Source organism: Aquimarina agarilytica ZC1 (assembly GCF_000255455.1).
GTDB lineage: Bacteria > Bacteroidota > Bacteroidia > Flavobacteriales > Flavobacteriaceae > Aquimarina > Aquimarina agarilytica.
In genome coordinates this window covers 56,430-76,874 of the sequence record NZ_JH621256.1, presented here as the reverse complement: position 1 = coordinate 76,874, position 20,445 = coordinate 56,430, and the positions used below count along the sequence as shown (strand labels likewise).

Below are 20,445 nucleotides of genomic sequence, written 5' to 3'. Positions count from 1 at the left end.
TTGGTAGAGCGTCAGCCTTCCAAGCTGAATGTCGCCAGTTCGAACCTGGTCTCCCGCTCAAAAAAATCTCGTAAATATTTATTTACGGGATTTTCTTTTTTTAAGAATAGTACTTTCTCAAAAATTAAGCTCTTGTTCCTTGTAACAATTTCGTTTTAAGAATCGGCTTTAGGTCGGGCAATTTATACTCCTTTGTAAGCTTAGCCGAACGTTCCGCACCAATTTTAATTAAATAATCTAAAATTGAATTACGTAATTTTTTAAAATTATCATTATTATTCAATTCTGTTTTATCACGCGGACGCTCAATATTTACCACAAACTCGGGACCAAGAGTTGCCTTGGGACCTGGACGTAAGGGTATAATACGATCTGCCATATAAATGCCTTCATCCACATCGTTTGTTATAAGCAAAGCTGTTTTTTTATCCTTACTCCAAATATTTAAAATCTCGTCTTGTAAGGTTCCTCGTGTTAATGCATCCAAAGCACTTAATGGCTCATCCATTAAAATTACATCGGGACTTAATGATAAAGCTCTAGTTACCGAAACACGCTGACGCATTCCTCCAGAAAGGGCTTTAGGCAGTTTATTTATGGCATGAGAAAGGCTAACCATATCCACATATTTTTCAACATGTGATCCTACTTCACTTTTAGTCCATTTCTTGAATTTCTCTTTTACAGCCATTCCCACATTATTCCTTACATTCAACCAAGGTAGCAATGAATAATTTTGAAAAATAACTCCTCTATCTAAACTAGGTCCTGTTACAGGTTTCCCTTTGTAAAGAACTTCTCCTTCATCGGGAAACTCCAAGCCTGATATTAATTTTATTAATGTTGTTTTTCCACTACCCGAAAAACCAACAATGGCTACAAATTCACCTTCTTCAATAATTAAATTGATATTTCGTAACACTTCCACACGATCATTACCTTCTCCGTAAGATTTTGATACATTTCTTAATTCTATATGTGCTGCCATAAATTTTAGTTTATGGTTGTCAGTTATCAGCTGTTAGTTGACAATAATAATTCTTAAAAAGAATATTTAAAACAACTTGCAACAGATCACCAATAACCGATTAAGCTTCAGTGAATGTCATTAATTTCTGTACAGAAAACATTAATCTATCTAACAAGAAACCAATAAGACCAATAACAAACATAGCTGCTATAATTTTGGCATTTGAATCATTTGCTCCATTTTGAAATTCTTCCCAAACAAAAGTTCCTAAACCTGGACTTTGAGATAACAACTCAATAGCAATAAGTACCATCCAAGCTACAGAAACTGTAATTCGTAAACCCGTAAAAATTAATGGAAATGCTGATGGTAATACAATTTTAAATACTTTTTGACCTACACTTAGGTTTAATACTTTTGCGACATTTATATAGTCTTGATCTACTGAGGATACTCCCAATGTTGTATTCACTAGTGTTGCCCACATAGCACACAAACCAACAGCTATAAATGATATAATAAAAGACACATCACCATCATAAGTTAAGGTTAGTGACTTTACAATCATGTATACCAACAAAAACCAAACTACTGGTGATACTGGTTTAAATATTTGAATTAACCAGTTAAATGATGATCTTAATGTTTCACTTAAACCTAAAATCATTCCTATAGGGACAGCTAAAAACAAGGCTAGAAAAAACCCTGCAAATACGGTTTTTAAACTAGTTAACACTTGATCTATAAATGATGGTCTTCCTGTATATGTTATTGGTGCTAAACCTTGCGCTTCTCTTTTTTCATTCATAACAGCCGTTTTTTCTAAAAAAGCTGATTTTTTAGCACTAATCTCCTTATGATCGGCTATTAACGTTTTAAAGGCTCCAATAACTGCTACTGGCGAGGGTAATGAATTGATAGAACTTTCTCCCGTTTCAATTCGAGCTAATTCTGCTGTTACAGCTGCTTCACCCCCTGAAGATCTAGCTGTTTCTATTTTAAATTCTTTTTCTGTGTTGTATAAAGCATTCGCTCCGGTATGCCATAATAACAAAAACAGAAAAATGGAAAGTATCGGAAATAAGACACTTTTCATTAACTGTGAAAGGTTCTTTTTAACCTCTTCACCGCTTGCAAGTCTAATTACTGGTTCAAAAATTCCTAAACCAATGAAGTTTAAAAGATTGATCGATTTATCTTTCATAATATATTCTTTTAGGGATTAATATCTAATTGGATATCGAGTATTGAATTCTAAATTTCATCTTCACATTAACTGTGAATAATTTTTATATAATTGTTTGAGGTAAACCTCATTTAATATGATTCCAAAAGGAATTAAAAGTACTACACTATTTAGGCAATTGATTTTTTTTAGAAAATGGAGGAGCATATTACAACCCCTCCAAATTCCGTGTTAAAAAAATTCAACACTCCCTAAATTATTGATCCTTGTTACCAATTTTAAAGCTATTGATATAACCTATAGGATCTTTACCGTCAAATTTGTTTCCATCAATAAATTCTGTAGTAGCTGGCTTATAACCATCTGTCTGTGGTATATCCGATGCTGGTATTTTACCTTCTGCCACTAATAATTCAGCCGCTTTTTTCCATATTTCTGGCTTGTAAATATCTTTTGCTTTACTTGAGTACCAATCAGCTGGCTTAGCTTCTGGAATTTGTCCCCAACGACGCATTTGTGTTAAAAACCAAACAGCATCAGAATAAAAAGGATAAGTCGCATTGTAACGATAGAATACATTAAAGTCAGGCATTTCTCTTTTATCACCTTTTTCAAATTCAAAGGTTCCTGTCATAGAATTTGCTAATACTTTAACTGGCGCACCTACATATTCTGGTCTTGATAAAATTTCAACAGCCTCTGGTCTGTTCCCTGGAGTATCTAACCACTTACCCGCTCTAATTAAAGCTTTTGTAATAGCTACTGTAGTGTTTGGATATTTTTCCGTAAACTCTTTTGTCATTACAAATACTTTCTCTGGATTATTCTTCCAAATATCATAGTTTGTTGTCACAGGAACACCAATCCCCTTAAATACAGCTTGTTGATTCCAAGGCTCACCCACACAATATCCATAAATAGTACCCGACTCTAAAGTTGCAGGCATTTGTGGTGGTGGAGTTACTGATAACAACACCTCTGCATCAACTTGTCCTTGAATATTTTCTGCAGTATACATTCCCGGATTGATTCCAGCCGCAGCTAACCAGTAACGAATTTCATAGTTATGCGTAGATACTGGGAATACCATACCCATTTTAAATGCTTTTCCAGATTTTTTATATTCAGAAATTACAGGCTTTAATGATTCCGCCGAAATTGGATGAACTGGCTTTCCGTCTGCTCCTTTTTTAACATTAGGCTTCATTTTTGCCCAAACATCATTAGAAACTGTAATTCCATTACCATTCAAATCCATAGAATATGGAGTAACCAATGCTGCTTGACGACCAAAACCTGCTTGCGCTGCAATTGGCTGACCTGCTAACATATGAGAACCATCCAACTGACCATCAATTACACGGTCCAAAATATTTTTCCAATTTGATTGCGCTTCAACCGAAACAAATAAACCTTCATCTTCAAAAAAGCCTTTTTCTTTAGCAATTGCCAAAGGCGCCATATCTGTAAGTTTAATAAAACCAAACTTTAATTGAGGCTTCTCTATTACTAATTGGGTGCTTTTTGATTCTGGTTCTGGAGTAGCTACAGTCGTAGCAGCTTTTTTCTTTTCACCTCCACACGATGCCAATATAGCTGTTAAAGAAACTGCCGCTATATGTAAATATGTTTTTTTCATAAATGGAATTGATTAATTCTGTTCAACAATACAAATATACGTATTAACTACGTATAAATACTTAGTTAATACGTATTTTTTTTGACTTAATTTCTAAATAATTGATAAATAGATATTTAAAACCTATTAATTTTTTAAAAAAAATGATAAAACCTCCATAAACACTCTTTTTTTAAAATTTAACAAAAAAATACTTAGAATAAATGTAAGTATTACTTAGTTTTGTATACGTATATATTATATTGTTTCACCCCCAAATAAGAAGAGATGAAAAAAATTCCATTCCTATTAACAATCCTACTTTTATTTTTTACATTATTAGGCTACGCAAAAAATGATCAAAAATTTGGAAATATTAGTTACGAAAAAGCTACTAACATATCTGGTAAACAACGTATGCTATCACAACGTATTACCAAGGTTTTTCTATTAAGATTAGCCGGTGCAAACGGCAGTGAAGTAAATAGCGAATACAATTCGAGCATTCAGTTATTTGAACGTAATTTTAAAATTTTAGAAACCAACTCCAAAGACACCTCCTTAAAAGTACGCGCTGCAGTAAAAAAAGAAAACGAACAATGGCTAATTTTTAAAAACGCACTTGAAAATAGATCCTTGAACAATCTAAATAATATAATCAAAGTTTCTAATGAACTTCTTAAACGCTGCCATACCTTAGTTTTAGCTATTGAAGAAGAATCTAAATACAGTAAGGAATTTTCTAACGAAAGTGATTCAGAACAACTTAAAGTGCAAACAGTAAATATAGCTGGTAAACAACGTATGCTATCACAACGCCTATGCATGTACTACACCGCCTGTAGACTGTATAAAAAAGAAAAATTAAACGCTAAAGGATTATGTGTTCAAGTAGAAAAAATTTATAATGAAATGAACACCTCATTAAACTCACTACTTATTAATGATTTGAACACATTTACTATTGAGCAAAAAATTGGTGAAGTACTCTCTTTGTTTAATCAAATAGAAGATAATAAGAGAGACTTTTTTAACAACAAGTTACCTCTTTCGAAAATAATGGTACTTAGTAACAAAATAACTAATTTATACAACGTAATCACTGGGCAATACACCTCTTTGTAACACTTACTTTGCTATAAAACACACTTATAAAAAAAAAGCTTCTATTTAAAATAGAAGCTTTTTTTATACTAATAAAACAACCGCATACTGTTTATCCTATAAACTCATAGCTCTTAGTATTTCTTTCTTATTTATCTAAGTATTTTAAAATAAATACAACAATCTAAAAAACAATTATTTGCAAATAAAAATTAAAAAAAATCAATTTTTTTCCTTTTTGTTTAACTGATAATCTTTCATAATTACTTATATTTAACAAAAAATAACTAAGTATTAATACTTAGTTATAAGGTGTATTAAATAGACTTTCTATTTATACTATAAAGGTTTTACAATTTGAATTTTGTTGAAATAATGTAAATACTCCCTAAAAGTAGTTCACATAAATATCCATCAAATTCATTATAATTATGAGAAAGCCAAAATTAAGTAAAGTAGTTATCGCAATTGCTATCACTAAACTATTAACCTCATGTGGAGGTACTATACCCGAAGAAAGCTCTTCAGAAGCTATAAGTAGTAATAAAGCCTTTTCGGTTGAAGAGATACTCGAAATGGTTGCTGCCGAAAATGATATTACAAGAACACTATATACTAAAGGTATTGTAGGAGCTGGAAAAAAACAAGGTTTAAAGTTTGATGAAGATTGGCAAGATGATGAAGTAGAAGCTGGTCCACTTCCGGCATTGTTTTTACGAGGAATTTCCTCTGACATTAGAAAGAGTAGTGTTCCTTTGGGTCTTTATTTAGGTTCAGACTTTCCTATTAATGCATCAAACAAACTAGAAGGTAAACAGGCTGAATTATTTAAGAAAATTAAGGCAAACCAAAAACCTCAATTTTTTTATGATGAATCTCAAAAACTACATACTGCAATGTTTGCTGACATGGCTATGGCTGCTCCTTGTGTAAACTGCCATAACGATCATAAAAACACTACAAAAAAAGATTGGAAACTTGGGGATGTAATGGGAGCTACAACTTGGCAATACCCTTCTGATTCATTGTCATACAAAGAAGCCATTGGTGTATTAAATGCTTACCGCAATGGTACCAAAGCCGTTTATAATGCTTACTTGGCCGAAATTGCAAACTTTAAAAATAGCAAAAAACCTAACATTGGAAAATTATGGCCTTCCAAAGGATTTAACCTACCTACTGCCGAAGTGTTTATTGACAGTGTTAGAAAACTAACATCGTACAAATCATTGGAAGTACTTGTTAAAAAAGGAGCTCCAGTAGCTTCAAACTAAATCCTTACACAAGGAATCACCAGTAATTTGGAATTAAATAATGTTAGGCACAAATTAAGTAATGAAACATCTATTTTCTTTTTTAAACATCGGTATATTTTTATTCGTGCTTTACATAGTACAATACTTTTTACCTGTAAAATGGCAATGGCTTTATGAGCTACAGGAGCACAATCAAATGTATAAACGTTGGTCCGGTTTAGCTGTTTTTTTACTTATTGTTTTTCAATGGGTGTTAACCCTCTCCAGAGTATGGAAACGCTTTTGGAAATACTCGGTAACATTAACCAAAATTCATAAATGGATAGGAGCCTTTTCTCCTATCCTATTTTACATTCATGTAATGGAGTTTGGATACGGTTATCTGGCCTTACTATCCTATTTATTTTTTGCTAATATGCTATTAGGGGTTATTAACCTTGACATTATTAAATCCAAAAAAAATTGGGTTTTCCAAACTTGGATGATTACTCATGTTGCCTTTTCGGTAATTATCACTTTTGTATCACTATTCCATATAGGTGTAGTTTTCTATTACGAATAATTAACACATAAATCCCTAGAAAATGTTATTAACTGTTGAAAAAATCATAAAAGAAACAGATGACGCTGTTAGTGTTGTATTTAAAAAACCTGGTTTTTTTAGTAACGTAAAATATAAACCTGGACAATTTTTAACATTAAAAGTTCCTGTTGAAAATAAAATAGAAAACAGATCATATTCATTAAGTAGCAGTCCTTGGTTACATAAATTTTTACGCATTACGGTAAAAAAAGTGAAGGATGGACTAGTTTCAAATTACATTTGTAATGAGTTGAAGGAAGGTCAAAAGATTGAAATTGACAAACCTATGGGGAACTTTTTTATTATTCCTAATAAAAAAGAAACACACCAATACGTTTTAATGGCTGGCGGAAGTGGAATTACTCCCATATATTCTATTATTCTATCTGTTTTAGAAAAAGAACCAAAATCAAGTATTTTACTTGTTTATGCCAATCAAAGTAAGCAAACCATCATTTTTAAAAATGAACTAGAAGCATTACTTCAAAAATATCCTAATCGTATTTCTGTAAAACACTTTTTAGAACGTATTGACAGCCCGGAAAAAGATTACTACGAAGGACGTTTGAATGAAGACTTATTAACTACTATTTTAAAAGAAAAAAATATTACATACAGCAAAGGGAAATTTATGCTTTGCGGTCCACAAGGTTTTATGGATGCCTCGGTAGAAATACTTAAAAAAAATGGTGTTCCAGAAAATAAAATTATGCTAGAAGCCTTTACTGCGGATCTTTCAAAAATGGAGGCCGAAAGTGTTGACTCAAGTGCCGTAACCATAAGTGGTGTTGGATTTCAATCTTCCATCACTGTAAAAAAAGGAGAAACTATTTTAAAAGCTGCTTTAGATAGTAATGTCGAAATTCCGTATTCATGTAGGTCTGGAATGTGCAGCTCTTGCAAAGCTAAATGTACTTCCGGAAGTGTAAAAATGTTAGATGGACATTTATTGCCCGAAAATGAAATTGCCGATGGATATGTACTTACTTGTATTAGTTTCCCCACTTCAGAAAATGTAGCATTAACACTTCCTCAATAATTGTAACACTATTTTATGTTTAATAAAAATCCATTACGAAGAAGACAATACATAGGCTCATTAATTGGGATTGGCATTGGACTGCTTATTTTTATCATTCTACCTCAAAAAGCTGCAGAAGATTTTTTAAGCTTAGGACCTATGAATACAGGTCACGAAGGTTTATCATGTAATGCTTGCCATACAGATGCTAAAGGAAATGTAATGCAACAATTACAAGCTAATATTGCTCACACTTTTGGAGCGCGTAAAAAAGAAGTGGATTTTGGTACCCAAAATGTAGATAATAACAAATGTTTAGAATGTCATGATCGTCCAAATGACAGACACCCTACACATCGGTTTTTAGAACCAAAATTTAAAGATGCAATTGCAAAAATTAATGCAACCGAATGCGAAACTTGCCATAGAGAGCACAATGACACACGTGTGGTTCTTGCCGATGCTAATTTTTGTGTAAATTGTCACTATGATCTTGAGGTGAAAAATGATCCTATTGATGTTCCACATAGTCAATTAATTGCAAATGAACAATGGAGCACCTGTTTACAATGTCATGATTTCCATGGGAATCATGTATACAAAACAGCCGAAAAAATAAAGGATACTATTCCTTTAACAAAAATACAAGATTATTTAGCTGGTGGAAGTGATCCTTTTGCTCAAAAAAAGAAGCACCTTCCCTTAAGTGAAGAAGAGTGGAAAAAAGTCAAGTCTAAATATAAAAAGTAAGTTATGAAAGCACCGTACAAAACGTATTCAACCTATTTCAAATTAATGTTCATCATTAGTATTGCTGCATTGTTTAGCATTGGATGTAACAAAAAACCTAAAGTCGTATGTGCAACTTCTGATAATGTTACCTATACAAAGGATATTGCCCCCATAATTGAAGTTAAATGCTTTAAGTGTCACGATGCTAAATCATATAAAACAAAAGCTTCTCACAATAAAATTTACGATTACCCAAGTTTAAAGAAAATGGCTGAAAGCGGTTTACTAATGGGTTCGTTAACACATAAAAAAGGTTTTATTCCTATGCCTTATAGAGCCAAACAAAAAATAGACACTTGTGCTATTGCGTTAATTGCCTCTTGGATTAATACAGGCATGAAGAAATAGCCTTATACCCCCCTTCTACATAATTATATGCGCCTAATCAACTCCCTATTACATTTCTTTTTTTCAACTAGACTTACTGGTTTTTTATTAATCCTTTTCGCGCTTTCCATGGCTACCGCCACATTTATCGAAAATGATTACGGAACCGAAACTAGCAAGGCACTAATTTACGGAGCCAAATGGTTCGAAATTGTCATTGTTTTACTCGGTGTAAATTTTATGGGAAATATTGCTAAATACAATTTAGTTAGTTGGGAAAAAGCTCCGCTACTTTTATTTCATTTGGCTTTTATTATCATAATTATTGGAGCTGGTATTACCAAATATCGCGGCTTTGAAGCTTTAGTCACTATTAAAGAAAAAGAAAGTACCAATCGTATTTTAAGTATTGATAGTTTTTTACAACTACAAGCAGGAAATAAAAAATTAACCAAAAATTTCAGCCCCAAACCTTTATTAATGAGTCAACTTGGTTTTAATCGTATTAATGAAACCTACTATTTTGATGAAAAAAAAATCAATATCCACCTAAAAGAATACATTCCTAGGGCTGCATACGTGCTTAATGAAGCTAAAAATGGCACTGATTATTTACACTTAGTCATTGCCGATGAAGCGCAACGAAAAGATTTCTACCTAAAAAAAGGGACTCGTAAAAACTTTTATGGAATTGATGTTGCTTTTAACACTAAAGAAAAATTTAAAAATGAAATTTATATCAAAGAAACCGACTCTGTATACTTAGTCGCTTTCCCTAAAACGACCAATTACTTTTCCATGTTGGAAAACAAATCTAGCTTTTATCCTAAAGATAGTTTAGTGCCATTAAAATTTAGAGCATTAAGTGAAATTGATAAAGTCCCTATTGTTTTTAAGGCTGTCGAAAAAAATAAAATACGCCAATTAATCCAAAATGAAATTGATCCCAAAGTTAAAAATCCAGAATCGGCCATTGTACTAGAGGTAAGCTCCGGAAATGAAAAAAAGGAACTCACATTGTTTGGTGGTAAAGGCTATATGAATCCAAATAGCACACTTTTTATTAATGATATCCACTTAAAACTCCGTTATGGATCACGTCCAATCTACTTGCCTTTTTCGGTAAAACTAAAAGACTTTACTTTGGAGCGCTACCCAGGCTCCGATAGTCCTTCGGCTTTTTACAGTGACTTACAAGTAAGCAGCAAAACAGACACCTTAGATTACCAAATTTTTATGAATAATGTGTTGGACTATGAAGGTTATCGTTTTTTTCAATCGGCCTACTTACCCGACGAAAGCGGTACTATTCTTTCCGTTAACCATGATAAATGGGGCACCATGGTTACCTACATCGGCTATGCTTTACTTGCCCTTGGTATGATCTGTAGCTTGTTATGGAACTCTAAATTATTTGCTTTCATCCCTAAAACTAAACTATCATGAAAACAAATAACACCCATTCAGTAATCATCATATTGCTACTTATATTTAGTTTTCAAATTCAAAGTATTGTCGCGCAACAGCTTCATAAATTACAAGCTTATGAGCTAATAGAACGCCAACTTATTGCCACAACTCATATTGAACATTTTGAAAAACTTCAAATTCAAGATTTCCAAGGACGCATAAAACCCGTACACACTTTAGCACTTGATTTAGTGCGAAAAATATACGGAAAAGATGATTTTAAATACACTAATCAATCCAATCAACAACAAAAACTAAATGCTACCCAAGTTTTTTTAGGAATGCAATTCAAACCAGATTCATGGCAATTGTTACCTTGCATTAAAATTGAAAAAACGGTAAACGACACGCTTACCAACTTGATCCCTATTTCGCCGAAAGGTTATGCCAAACCTGCCCAATTCTTTGACTTTAATGGAACTTATGTTTTAAAAAAATTAGTTGCCGATGCTTACGCTAAAGCTGAAGGAAAGCGAAATACCCTAGATAAAAATATTATAAAAATTGACGAACGCTTAAATATTATTTGGGCCATTTTTAATGGACAATTCCTTAGAGTATTCCCTAACCCAACGGATACTAATAATAAATGGTTTGCCCCTAAAGAAAATACCCATTTTATAGGTGACGATCAATTGGTTTATGACAAACTAATTCCAAGTTATTTAAACCAACTACAAACTGGTATAACTACAAAAAATTGGGACGATGCAAATGAAACAGTTGCCATTATTAATGAGTTTCAAAAAAAGAATGCTCCAAACTTTTTACTTTCCGAAAAAAAAATAGGCTGGGAAATAAGCTATAATAAACAACATATATTTTTTAGGAGCATGATGGCATATAGCCTTATTGGACTACTATTGCTCATTGTAGGTTTTTCTGAAATTTTTTACACTAAAAAATGGATTCAAATTAGTGGTACTATCATCTTAAGCTTATTAGTCTTAATTTTTATATATCATGGTTTTGGTATTGCTTTACGCTGGTATATTTCGGGCCATGCTCCATGGAGTAACGGATATGAAGCCACTATTTTTATTTCGTGGGTAGGATTGTTAGCTGGGATTATTTTTAGTACTAAAACAAAATTACCTGCCGCTTCAACTGCACTTATAGCAGTATGCCTAATGGGGATTGCCCATGGAAATTTAATGAATCCGGAAATTACCAATTTAGTTCCTGTATTAAAATCGTATTGGTTAATGATACACGTGGCTGTGATTACCGGAAGCTACGGTTTTTTAACTATGGGATCACTTTTAGCTTTTATTGTACTTATTTGCATAAGTCTCATGAACACAAAACAAAAAGCTATAATTATGCCTAAGATTGTTGAACTTACTCGAATTAACGAAAAAACAACAACTATCGGATTATTCATGCTTACCATAGGTACTTTTTTAGGAGGCGTTTGGGCTAATGAATCATGGGGAAGGTATTGGGGCTGGGATCCAAAAGAAACTTGGGCACTGATCAGTATAATTATCTATTCATTTGTATTGCATATTCGCATCATATTTAAAAATAATCACCTGTACACTTACAATGTGTTTAGCTTGTTTGCTTTAGGGAGCTTAATCATGACATTTTTTGGTGTTAATTATTATCTTTCGGGACTACATTCCTATGCAAAAGGTGATCCCGTTCCCATTCCCACATGGATATATATCGTAATTCCATCACTAATGGTATTGGCTTTTATTTCTAAAATCAAATGGAAAAAATTAAAATTGATTGCTTAATCCATTCTTTAGCTCGGTTTAGCCCTTATAACTTCGTTGGGAGTCTATAACGTACTATAAACACTAGTATTTTCTTAATATTTTAGTGTACTATGGTTAATTTAAAAGTACAGTTTACGTTAGTATTTGCTATCGATTATAGATGAAATAGTTTTTTAATTCGGATTTAACAACAGAACATAAAAAAAAGGCTTAGTACCTTTTTTTTATGTTCTGCGTATATCGAGTGTAGTAAGTAATACAACTATTACCAAACTTTCCACCAAGGTTTTTCTTTTACAACTTCATCTGCTGTTGCTACTAATTCATCTTCATTAGCAGCATCCTTCATAGTAGTAGCCAAAACGGTATACACTTCGGTCCAAGCATCTTTTACATCTGGAGTAAAATCTGCCCCTAAACCAGTTTCCAAAGTATATAATAAAGCCCCACCAACGGTATCGTAGTGACTATCTTTCACCCCATATTTAGCATGACCTTTTCCTAAATTTTGTACAGCTGGAACAATCGCTTCTAAATTATCTAAGCCATTAACTGCAGTACCAATCATTGCCATTAATTTAGCACCCTGCTCCTTCATATCCCCTTTAAACAAAGGTTTTAAACTAGGGTCCATTTCAAACAATTCAGCGTAAAATATTTCAGCAGCTTTATCTGCAATTGGGGCTACTTTAGTAAAACTTGACTGTACCAAGCGCTTTTTACGTTCTGTTAATCCTGCCTCTTTCGGAAGACTATTTGCTGCATCTTTCATGGTTGTTGCCAAAACTCCATACACCTCTGTCCATGCGGTTTTTACTTCTGCCGTAAACTTATCTCCTAAACCTACCTCCAAGGTTTCCAATAATGCCGCTCCAACCGTATCGTAATGCTTATCTTCAACACCATAACCCGCATGTCCCTTACCCAAATTCTGCACTGCAGGTATTAAAGCATCTAAATTATCCAAACCATTAACAGCAGTACCGATCATTGCCATTAGTTTAGCGCCTTGATCTTTCATATCTCCCTTAAACATGGGTTTTAATGAAGGATCTTTTTCAAAAAGCTTAGTATAAAAAATTTCAGCAGCTTTATCAGCAATAGGTGCCACTTGACCAAATGTTCCTTGTACTAACTCTTTAGTTTTACTATCCATAATTGTTGACTTTAGTATTAAACAATGCCAGCAATTTACAAATTAACTAAGTATAAATACTTAGTTAATTTAAGTATTATAACTAAGTATCTCATTTTTATTAATCATAGAAATATGAAAACAAAAAAATATGAATAAAGAGCTTTTAATAATAAAATATTGAAAAATTAGAAAAAAAATTAAAGCTTAAGCATAAAAAAACTCAAAAACTAATAGCTTTTGAGTTGTAAATTCTCTTTAGATTGATTATTTAATCTAACAAATCATATTTACGTGCCTTGTTACTTAAATCAAGGATATTCTTTACATTTAATTTTTTCATTAAGTTAAAACGATGCACTTCGGTTGTACGTTTGCTTATACCTAACTCTTCTGCAATTTCTTTATTACTCAAACCTGCAACTGCTTTTTCTAATATTTGCTTTTCACGTTTAGTCAGATTAAAGTTTGCGACACCTCCTCCTTCGGAATTAATATCATTATGCAAAGGCGCACTTACACTTTTAGCTCCTAAGCCCCCACTAACTAGGTTGTTTACTAATATTGATGACACATCTCCACTAAAATACTTCCCGCCTTCGAGCACAGAATGAATAGCTTTAAGCACTTCATCTTTACCTGCATCTTTCAACAAATAACCATGTGCCCCAGCTTGAATTGATTGTAAAATATACTCTTCCGAATCATGCATCGAAAGCATAATAAACCTTATAGTAGGATGTTGTTTTGCTAATTCTGAAACAGCTTCGATACCTGTTTTTTTAGGCATTCTAATATCACAAATCACTAAATCTGGCTGCAAATTATTTGTTCGTGTAATAGCCTCTTCCCCATTAGATGCTTCTCCAATCACCTCTAAATCAGATTCATTTTCTAATAAAGATTTGATTCCATCACGTACTAAAGAATGATCATCAACAAGTAGAATTTTATGTATATGCATTAAATTTTTCGATTTATAAAAAGTACAAAAATAACTAAGTAATGAAATATACAAAATTCTTTCTTTATAAGTAATCTAAAAAAGTAACAATACCTAAAAAAAAATAATTTTTAGACATATTATGCATAGGTAATACTTATTTATAATACGTAGTTTTAATATTTTTTATAATTAAAAATTAACTTTACAACTATTGTATTTTCTATTTTAAGTATAAAAATCTCCGTAAATCGAAGTAATAATTATCCATACAAATTATATACAAAAAAATATAAATTTCTAAAAATCAAATATTTATAATTTTAACTTACTTTTAACCAAGTAAACTATAAGGTTATATGTTAAACATGTTCCATTTTTTAAGGAATAAACAATAATCCAACTAATCACAAAAAAATCAAAAATACTTAGATATAAACTAAGTATTAATACTTATATTTGTCTCGTTGTTATTTATAATCATAACTAAATTATATGAAAAAATCACATTTACTTACTAGCGCGCTATTAGGATTAGGGCTTTATAGTGCAACTGCACAAGAATTATCGGTTGATGCAATGATTAGACCTCGTTTTGAATTCCGTAATGGATTTCAAGATGTAGCTCCTAAAGATGCAGAACCTGCTGCTTTCGTATCGCAAAGATCATCTTTATTACTAAAATATACAGATTCAAAAATCACCGCTTTTTTAGATTTTCAAGATGTAAGCGTATGGGGAGATCGCCCACAACTATCTGCTAATGATGATGTCGCTAACCAGACAGGTTTTTTAGTTAATCAAGCATGGGCAGAAATCAAATTAGGAAATGGTTTTTCTACAAAAGTAGGTCGTCAATTATTAAGTTATGATGATCAACGTATTTTAGGTGGTCTTGGATGGGCTCAACAACAAAGAACTCACGATGTTGCTTTGTTAAGATATAAAAAATCTAGCTTTAAATTAGATCTAGGTTTTGCGTTTAATCAAGAAAGAGATGGAGGAAACAACTTTGACACTCAATTTTCTTCAAGAGGTCTTGGTGCACCAATATTCCAATACAAAGCCATGCAACTTTTACATGCCTCTGGAAAATTATCTGAAAACTTCAAAGGAAGCTTTTTATTCTTAAACAATACTTTTCAAAATCCTTTAGTTGAAGGAGATTCAACACCTGGAACATCTTCTAGACAAACAACTGGTATATATTTTGATTACAGCGATAGTAGCTTTACTGTAACTGGTAGTGGTTACTATCAATTTGGACAATTTAATGATGCTGTAGATATCAATGCTTTTCAAGCTTCATTATTTGCAGGTTATAAACCTTCAAGTGGTGCTTTTAAATTGATCGGATTAGGAGCAGAAATACTTAGCGGTGATGAAGACGGTACAGGCGGCGGAGAGACCAAAGCTTTCTTCCCTTTATTTGGTACCAACCACAAATTTAATGGTTTCCAAGATTTCTTTTACGTAGGAAGACATGCTAATAATGTTGGACTTATTGATATACATTTAAAAACAGTTATTAAAACTGGAGCTAAATCAAAATTAATTGGTTTTGTTCATAACTTTAGTGCTGCTGACGCACCAAGCGGTTTCGACAAAAATTTAGGAACTGCTGTCGATTTAGTATATGCACAAGGTATCACTCCTTATGCCAATGTTAAAGTTGGATACTCACAATCATTTTTAGGTGATGACTTTGCAGATGCAAGAACTGGGGGTAATCCTGACAGTAACCAAAGTTGGGGATGGGTAATGTTAACCATTAAACCAAACTTATTCAAATGGAAAAAAGAAGCTGCTCCAGAAGCTAAATAATATACAAAATACTTAACTGAATACTAACTTTATTATAAAAAAGGCTTGTCGATCAATCGGCAAGCTTTTTTTGCATTAAACCCGAATTATACATTAAAAAATCTATTCCATATCGAAATTTATCAAAATCAAAGGCTTCGCTCAATTTTTGATTTAACCAAAACCATGCTATGCTGAAATCAAAAAAACACTTGATTTTATTGAGCTTTCAATACTTATAACGAAGTTCTAATATAGAAAACGGATTAAATAATAAATTATGTAATTCAAAATAAATAAGTATAATTACTTACGTATTTAAAAAAAATACTTACTTTCGCAGTCGATTAATTTAATACTTCCTAGAAATTATGAATAATTTAAGTACTAGTAAGGCTACGAAAATAAAGCTTACTGATTTTAAAAGCGTACAAATGCGAACCTTCCACTTGAGCTGGATCGCTTTCTTTTTGTGTTTCTTCGGATGGTTCTCTCATGCGCCATTAATGAAATCCACTATCGCACCAGATTTAGCATTAACCAAAGCGCAAACTACTTTGGCTTTTATTGCATCGGTAGGAGTTACCATTTTTGCTCGTTTACTTATTGGCCCTTTATGTGATAAGATTGGACCAAGAAAAAGTTATGTATACTTATTAATTTTTGGAGCCTTAGCAGTTGCAGGATCTTCATTTGCAAACACTTGGGAAACTTACTTGTTTTCGCGTTTAGCCATAGGGGTTATTGGCGCATCTTTTGTGATCACTCAATACCACACCTCTGTTATGTTTGCTCCAAACGTTATAGGTATAGCTAATGCAACTACCGCAGGCTGGGGTAACTTAGGAGGTGGTGTTACTAATGCTACCATGCCATTAATAGCAGCCGGTGTAACCGCTTTCGGTTTTGCTGAAGCTACATCATCATGGAGAATTGCGATGTATGTCCCTGCTGCAATTATGTTACTAGTTGCATTTTTATACTGGAAATACACAACAGATTGCCCAAAAGGTAATTATGAAGACCTTCCAGAAGAAAGACCACAAACTAAAAAAGGAGAAAAAGGTTCTTTCATGACTGCGGCTTCGGATAAAAGAGTATGGATTTTATTCTTAATGTACGCAGGATGTTTCGGTATGGAATTATTTGTTACCGGGAAAGCTTCTACTTATTATCAAGAAAAATTTAGCCTAAGTCAACAGACTGCTGGATTTATCGTATTATTCTTTGGAGCAATGAACTTATTTGCCCGTTCAACTGGGGGTTGGATTGCAGATAAATTTGGAAAAAACTCTGGATTAAACGGCAGGGTAAAAATACTAGTATACGTAGTTGTTGCTGAAGGTTTAGCCTTATTATTATTCTCTCAAATGAATTCATTAAGCCTAGCAGTTACCTCTATGGTATTCTTCTCATTATTTGTTCAAATGGCAGAAGGTGCCACTTATTCTGTAGTTCCATTTATAAACAGAAAAGCTTTAGGAGCAGTTGCTGGTATCGTTGGTGCTGGTGGTAATGTTGGTGCCGTATTATATGCTCAATATTTATTGAGAAGTGGCTCTAGTTTACAAGAAGCATTCTTTGCTTTTGGATTTATCGTAGCCGCAGTAGGTTTCTTAGGTTTACTGGTTAGATTCACTCCTCAAGAAGAACAACTTGCAAAAGATGAACAAAAAAAATTAGAAGATTTACAACGAGAAATTGATGCGTCAACAGCAACAGCATTAGCTTAATTAACACATTTCCTTAGTAAATCACTAAATTATTTATTTATAATAATTTTAAAAAAGGACTATCTAGCTAGATAGTCCTTTTAAATTAACAAAAAATTACGTATTTGTACTTAAAAATAAGCATAAATACTTATTTTTGTCCCGGAAAAACAAATCAAAATGAAAAAAGTAATTGTAATTGGAAATGGTATGGTAGGTTATAAGTTTTGTGAAAAACTTGCAGCACACCCAAACTATTCTGAATTTGAGCTTGTCGTATTTGGAGAAGAACCAAGACGCGCTTATGATCGTGTACATTTAAGTGAATTTTACGACGGTAAAACTGCTGAAGATTTAAGTATGTCCTCAGCAACTTGGTACACAGAAAACAACATCGATCTTCATATTTCGGAAATGATTACCGAAATTGATCGTGAAAATAAAACGGTAGCTAACCACCGTGGTGATAAATATTCTTATGACTATTTAGTATTAGCAACAGGTTCGTCTGCCTTTGTTCCCCCAATTCCAGGTGTGGAAAAAGAAGGTGTTTTTGTTTATCGTACCATTGAAGATTTAGAGGCTACTGAGGCTTACGCTAAAAAATTAAAAGCTGCAGGTAAAACTGAAGCTGCTGTTCTTGGTGGTGGACTTTTAGGTTTGGAAGCTGCGAATGCGGTTAAAAATTTAGGCTTAAACGCACATGTTGTTGAATTTGCTCCAAGGCTTATGCCAAGACAATTGGACAAAGGTGCTAGTGATATGTTACAGGCTAAAATAGAAAGCCTTGGTTTAAAGGTACACTTATCTAAACAAACACAGCATATACAAGGTGACAAAGCTATTGAAGGTCTTCAATATGTTGATGGCACTGAATTAAAAGTAGACATGCTAGTTGTTTCAGCAGGTATACGTCCTCGCGATGCTGTAGCACGTGAGTGTGGACTTGAAGTAGGAACACGTGGTGGTATTTTGGTTAACCAAAACATGCTTACTTCGGATCCAAATATTTATGCTATTGGTGAATGTGCCCTTTTAAACAGTATGATTTATGGCTTGGTGGCTCCAGGTTATGACATGGCAGAAGTAGTAGTTGATCAATTAACTGGGGGTACCGATGAAATGCCAGAGTATATTGACATGTCTACTCAATTAAAGCTTATTGGTACTGAGGTTGCTAGTTTTGGTGACGCATTAAATGATGCTAAAGAAGATTTAGACGAAATCACTTACGTGAATAAACGTAATGGTATTTATAAAAAAATAAACGTTACTAAAGATGGAAAAAAATTATTAGGTGGTATTTTAGTTGGTGATTCTTCTGACTACAACTCCTTATTCCAAATTTATAGTAATGGTATGAAGTTACCTGAAGATCCTGAAGATTTAATTTTAGGTAGTCGTGGTGGCGAAGGTGGCTCATTATTAGGTGACGTAATGGATTTACCTGATGATGCTCAAATTTGTTCTTGCGAAAGCGTTACCAAAGGACAAATATGTAATGCCATTGAAAGCGGTAAAGCCAATGATTTAGGCGATGTGGTTAGCTGTACAAAAGCAGGAACAGGATGTGGTGGCTGTAAACCAATGGTTAAAGATTTGGTTGACGCTACTTTAAAGTCATTAGGACGTGTGGTTAAGGACAATGTGTGTGAACACTTTGATTATAACCGTCAGGAATTATACGACATTATCCAAGTAAAAGGTTTTACAACATTCAATGAAGTCTTAGATACTCATGGAAATGGAGGTCATGGATGTGAGTTATGTAAGCCTTTAGTAGCTTCATTAATGGCAACCATACACGCCGACACAGCTAATAAAGAATATGCTATTCAAGATTCTAATGATCGATTTTTAGCCAATATACAACGTAATGGAACTTATTCTGTAGTTCCACGTATTCCTGGTGGAGAAATTACTCCAGAAAAATTAATTGTGTTAGGAGAAATTGCCAAAAAATATGACTTATACACCAAAATTACTGGTGGTGTTCGTATTGACTTTTTTGGAGCTACGCTAAATCAATTGCCTTTAATTTGGAAAGAATTAATTGAGAATGGTTTTGAAAGTGGTCACGCTTACGGAAAATCATTACGTACTGTAAAAACTTGTGTAGGTTCTACATGGTGTAGGTACGGAATGGACGAAAGTGTAAGCTTTGGTATTGAACTTGAAAATCGTTACCGAGGCATGCGTTCTCCTCATAAAATCAAAGGTGGAGTCTCGGGATGTATCCGTGAATGTGCAGAGGCGCGTGGGAAAGATTTTGGTTTAATTGCCGTTGATGGTGGATGGAATTTATACGTTGGTGGAAACGGAGGAGCTACTCCACGTCACGCCGAATTACTTGCCGAGCAAATAGACAATGAAACGGTTATTAAATACTTGGATCGTTATTTAATGTACTACATGCGTACTGCAAAACCTTTACAACGTACAGCTGCATGGCAAGATCGTTTAGAAGGCGGTATTGAACACCTTAAAGAGGTCATAATTAACGATAAATTAGGTATTGCTGCCGATTTAGATAAAGAGATGCAAACTCTTGTAAATAAATTTGAATGTGAGTGGAAACAAGCTATTGAAGATCCTGAAATGATGAAACGTTTTAGTCATTTTGTAAATAGTGATGATGATGATGATAACTTGGTTTTTGTTCCGTTAAGAGAACAAAAAATGCCAGAGCATTGGAAGTAATTTAGTATTGATTACTTCAACAATGTCTCACCAAAAAACATTCAAAAATAGTATATAGATTTTTTGCTTACGCGAAAAATAAATTAACAAGAAACGAT

The 20,445-nt window shown here is 33.2% G+C and carries 16 protein-coding genes; 11 read left to right on the top strand and 5 right to left on the bottom strand.

Annotation, left to right across the window (positions count from 1 at the left end; all coding sequences use genetic code 11):
- Positions 1-124: 124 nt before the first annotated feature.
- The 3 genes from KQA_RS0208130 to KQA_RS0208120 form a co-directional block, all read right to left on the bottom strand.
- Positions 125-988, bottom strand: coding sequence for an ABC transporter ATP-binding protein (locus KQA_RS0208130; RefSeq protein ID WP_010179926.1), 864 nt, complete (start codon positions 986-988; stop codon positions 125-127).
- A gap of 100 nt (positions 989-1,088) precedes the next feature.
- Positions 1,089-2,174 carry an ABC transporter permease gene (locus KQA_RS0208125; protein WP_010179925.1) on the bottom strand — a complete coding sequence of 362 codons (1,086 nt, stop codon included), beginning with the start codon at positions 2,172-2,174 and terminating at the stop codon, positions 1,089-1,091.
- A 238-nt stretch (positions 2,175-2,412) separates the two neighbouring features.
- Positions 2,413-3,795 (bottom strand): CmpA/NrtA family ABC transporter substrate-binding protein, encoded by a 1,383-nt coding sequence (locus tag KQA_RS0208120; protein ID WP_010179924.1) that lies wholly within the window; start codon positions 3,793-3,795, stop codon positions 2,413-2,415.
- Positions 3,796-4,062: 267 nt separating this feature from the next.
- Here KQA_RS0208120 and KQA_RS0208115 point away from each other — a divergent pair, with 267 nt between their 5' ends.
- The 8 genes from KQA_RS0208115 to KQA_RS0208080 all read left to right on the top strand — a co-directional run bounded on the left by KQA_RS0208115 (position 4,063) and on the right by KQA_RS0208080 (position 12,072).
- A complete protein-coding gene (locus KQA_RS0208115) occupies positions 4,063-4,899 on the top strand; it encodes a type IV pili methyl-accepting chemotaxis transducer N-terminal domain-containing protein (RefSeq protein ID WP_010179923.1) in 837 nt (278 codons plus the stop codon).
- 410 nt (positions 4,900-5,309) lie between these two features.
- Complete coding sequence (locus tag KQA_RS0208110; RefSeq protein ID WP_010179922.1) at positions 5,310-6,152, top strand: c-type heme family protein; 843 nt, start codon at positions 5,310-5,312, stop codon at positions 6,150-6,152.
- A gap of 61 nt (positions 6,153-6,213) precedes the next feature.
- Complete coding sequence (locus KQA_RS0208105; protein WP_010179921.1) at positions 6,214-6,696, top strand: hypothetical protein; 483 nt, start codon at positions 6,214-6,216, stop codon at positions 6,694-6,696.
- A gap of 22 nt (positions 6,697-6,718) precedes the next feature.
- A complete protein-coding gene (locus KQA_RS0208100) occupies positions 6,719-7,756 on the top strand; it encodes a ferredoxin--NADP reductase (RefSeq protein WP_010179920.1) in 1,038 nt (345 codons plus the stop codon).
- A 15-nt stretch (positions 7,757-7,771) separates the two neighbouring features.
- Positions 7,772-8,488: a cytochrome c3 family protein gene (locus KQA_RS0208095; RefSeq protein WP_010179919.1), complete on the top strand. Its 717-nt coding sequence runs from the start codon at positions 7,772-7,774 to the stop codon at positions 8,486-8,488.
- A gap of 3 nt (positions 8,489-8,491) precedes the next feature.
- Entirely contained in the window at positions 8,492-8,878 is a 387-nt protein-coding gene (locus KQA_RS0208090; protein ID WP_010179918.1) for a hypothetical protein, read from the top strand.
- A 27-nt stretch (positions 8,879-8,905) separates the two neighbouring features.
- On the top strand, positions 8,906-10,303 hold the full coding sequence (locus KQA_RS0208085; RefSeq protein ID WP_040396207.1) for a cytochrome c biogenesis protein ResB: 1,398 nt from the start codon (positions 8,906-8,908) through the stop codon (positions 10,301-10,303).
- On the top strand, positions 10,300-12,072 hold the full coding sequence (locus KQA_RS0208080) for a cytochrome c biogenesis protein (protein ID WP_010179916.1): 1,773 nt from the start codon (positions 10,300-10,302) through the stop codon (positions 12,070-12,072). The genes KQA_RS0208085 and KQA_RS0208080 overlap by 4 nt, the downstream gene beginning before the upstream one ends.
- Positions 12,073-12,319: 247 nt before the next feature.
- Here the strand turns inward: KQA_RS0208080 and KQA_RS0208075 are convergent, their stop codons facing one another.
- Complete coding sequence (locus KQA_RS0208075) at positions 12,320-13,210, bottom strand: globin family protein (RefSeq protein ID WP_010179915.1); 891 nt, start codon at positions 13,208-13,210, stop codon at positions 12,320-12,322.
- A gap of 250 nt (positions 13,211-13,460) precedes the next feature.
- Entirely contained in the window at positions 13,461-14,153 is a 693-nt protein-coding gene (locus KQA_RS0208070) for a response regulator transcription factor (RefSeq protein WP_010179914.1), read from the bottom strand.
- A gap of 474 nt (positions 14,154-14,627) precedes the next feature.
- Between KQA_RS0208070 and KQA_RS0208065 the strand changes: the two genes are divergently transcribed.
- The 3 genes from KQA_RS0208065 (at position 14,628) to nirB (ending at position 20,347) form a co-directional block, all read left to right on the top strand.
- A complete protein-coding gene (locus KQA_RS0208065) occupies positions 14,628-15,956 on the top strand; it encodes an alginate export family protein (protein WP_010179913.1) in 1,329 nt (442 codons plus the stop codon).
- Positions 15,957-16,306: 350 nt separating this feature from the next.
- Positions 16,307-17,668 carry an MFS transporter gene (locus tag KQA_RS0208055; protein WP_029209519.1) on the top strand — a complete coding sequence of 454 codons (1,362 nt, stop codon included), beginning with the start codon at positions 16,307-16,309 and terminating at the stop codon, positions 17,666-17,668.
- Positions 17,669-17,827: 159 nt separating this feature from the next.
- Positions 17,828-20,347, top strand: a complete 2,520-nt coding sequence (gene nirB / locus KQA_RS0208050) for a nitrite reductase large subunit NirB (protein WP_010179911.1) — start codon at positions 17,828-17,830, stop codon at positions 20,345-20,347.
- Positions 20,348-20,445: the final 98 nt, after the last annotated feature.

Excerpts from the sequence above, each read along its gene's own strand:
- KQA_RS0208100 (WP_010179920.1), top strand. The coding sequence starts at position 6,719 with ATGTTATTAACTGTTGAAAAAATCATAAAAGAAACAGATGACGCTGTT.
- KQA_RS0208130 (WP_010179926.1), bottom strand. The coding sequence starts at position 988 with ATGGCAGCACATATAGAATTAAGAAATGTATCAAAATCTTACGGAGAA.
- KQA_RS0208115 (WP_010179923.1), top strand. The coding sequence starts at position 4,063 with ATGAAAAAAATTCCATTCCTATTAACAATCCTACTTTTATTTTTTACA.
- nirB (WP_010179911.1), top strand. The coding sequence starts at position 17,828 with ATGAAAAAAGTAATTGTAATTGGAAATGGTATGGTAGGTTATAAGTTT.
- KQA_RS0208120 (WP_010179924.1), bottom strand. The coding sequence starts at position 3,795 with ATGAAAAAAACATATTTACATATAGCGGCAGTTTCTTTAACAGCTATA.
- KQA_RS0208085 (WP_040396207.1), top strand. The coding sequence starts at position 8,906 with ATGCGCCTAATCAACTCCCTATTACATTTCTTTTTTTCAACTAGACTT.
- KQA_RS0208075 (WP_010179915.1), bottom strand. The coding sequence starts at position 13,210 with ATGGATAGTAAAACTAAAGAGTTAGTACAAGGAACATTTGGTCAAGTG.
- KQA_RS0208125 (WP_010179925.1), bottom strand. The coding sequence starts at position 2,174 with ATGAAAGATAAATCGATCAATCTTTTAAACTTCATTGGTTTAGGAATT.
- KQA_RS0208105 (WP_010179921.1), top strand. The coding sequence starts at position 6,214 with ATGAAACATCTATTTTCTTTTTTAAACATCGGTATATTTTTATTCGTG.
- KQA_RS0208095 (WP_010179919.1), top strand. The coding sequence starts at position 7,772 with ATGTTTAATAAAAATCCATTACGAAGAAGACAATACATAGGCTCATTA.
- KQA_RS0208110 (WP_010179922.1), top strand. The coding sequence starts at position 5,310 with ATGAGAAAGCCAAAATTAAGTAAAGTAGTTATCGCAATTGCTATCACT.
- KQA_RS0208070 (WP_010179914.1), bottom strand. The coding sequence starts at position 14,153 with ATGCATATACATAAAATTCTACTTGTTGATGATCATTCTTTAGTACGT.
- KQA_RS0208080 (WP_010179916.1), top strand. The coding sequence starts at position 10,300 with ATGAAAACAAATAACACCCATTCAGTAATCATCATATTGCTACTTATA.
- KQA_RS0208090 (WP_010179918.1), top strand. The coding sequence starts at position 8,492 with ATGAAAGCACCGTACAAAACGTATTCAACCTATTTCAAATTAATGTTC.
- KQA_RS0208055 (WP_029209519.1), top strand. The coding sequence starts at position 16,307 with ATGAATAATTTAAGTACTAGTAAGGCTACGAAAATAAAGCTTACTGAT.
- KQA_RS0208065 (WP_010179913.1), top strand. The coding sequence starts at position 14,628 with ATGAAAAAATCACATTTACTTACTAGCGCGCTATTAGGATTAGGGCTT.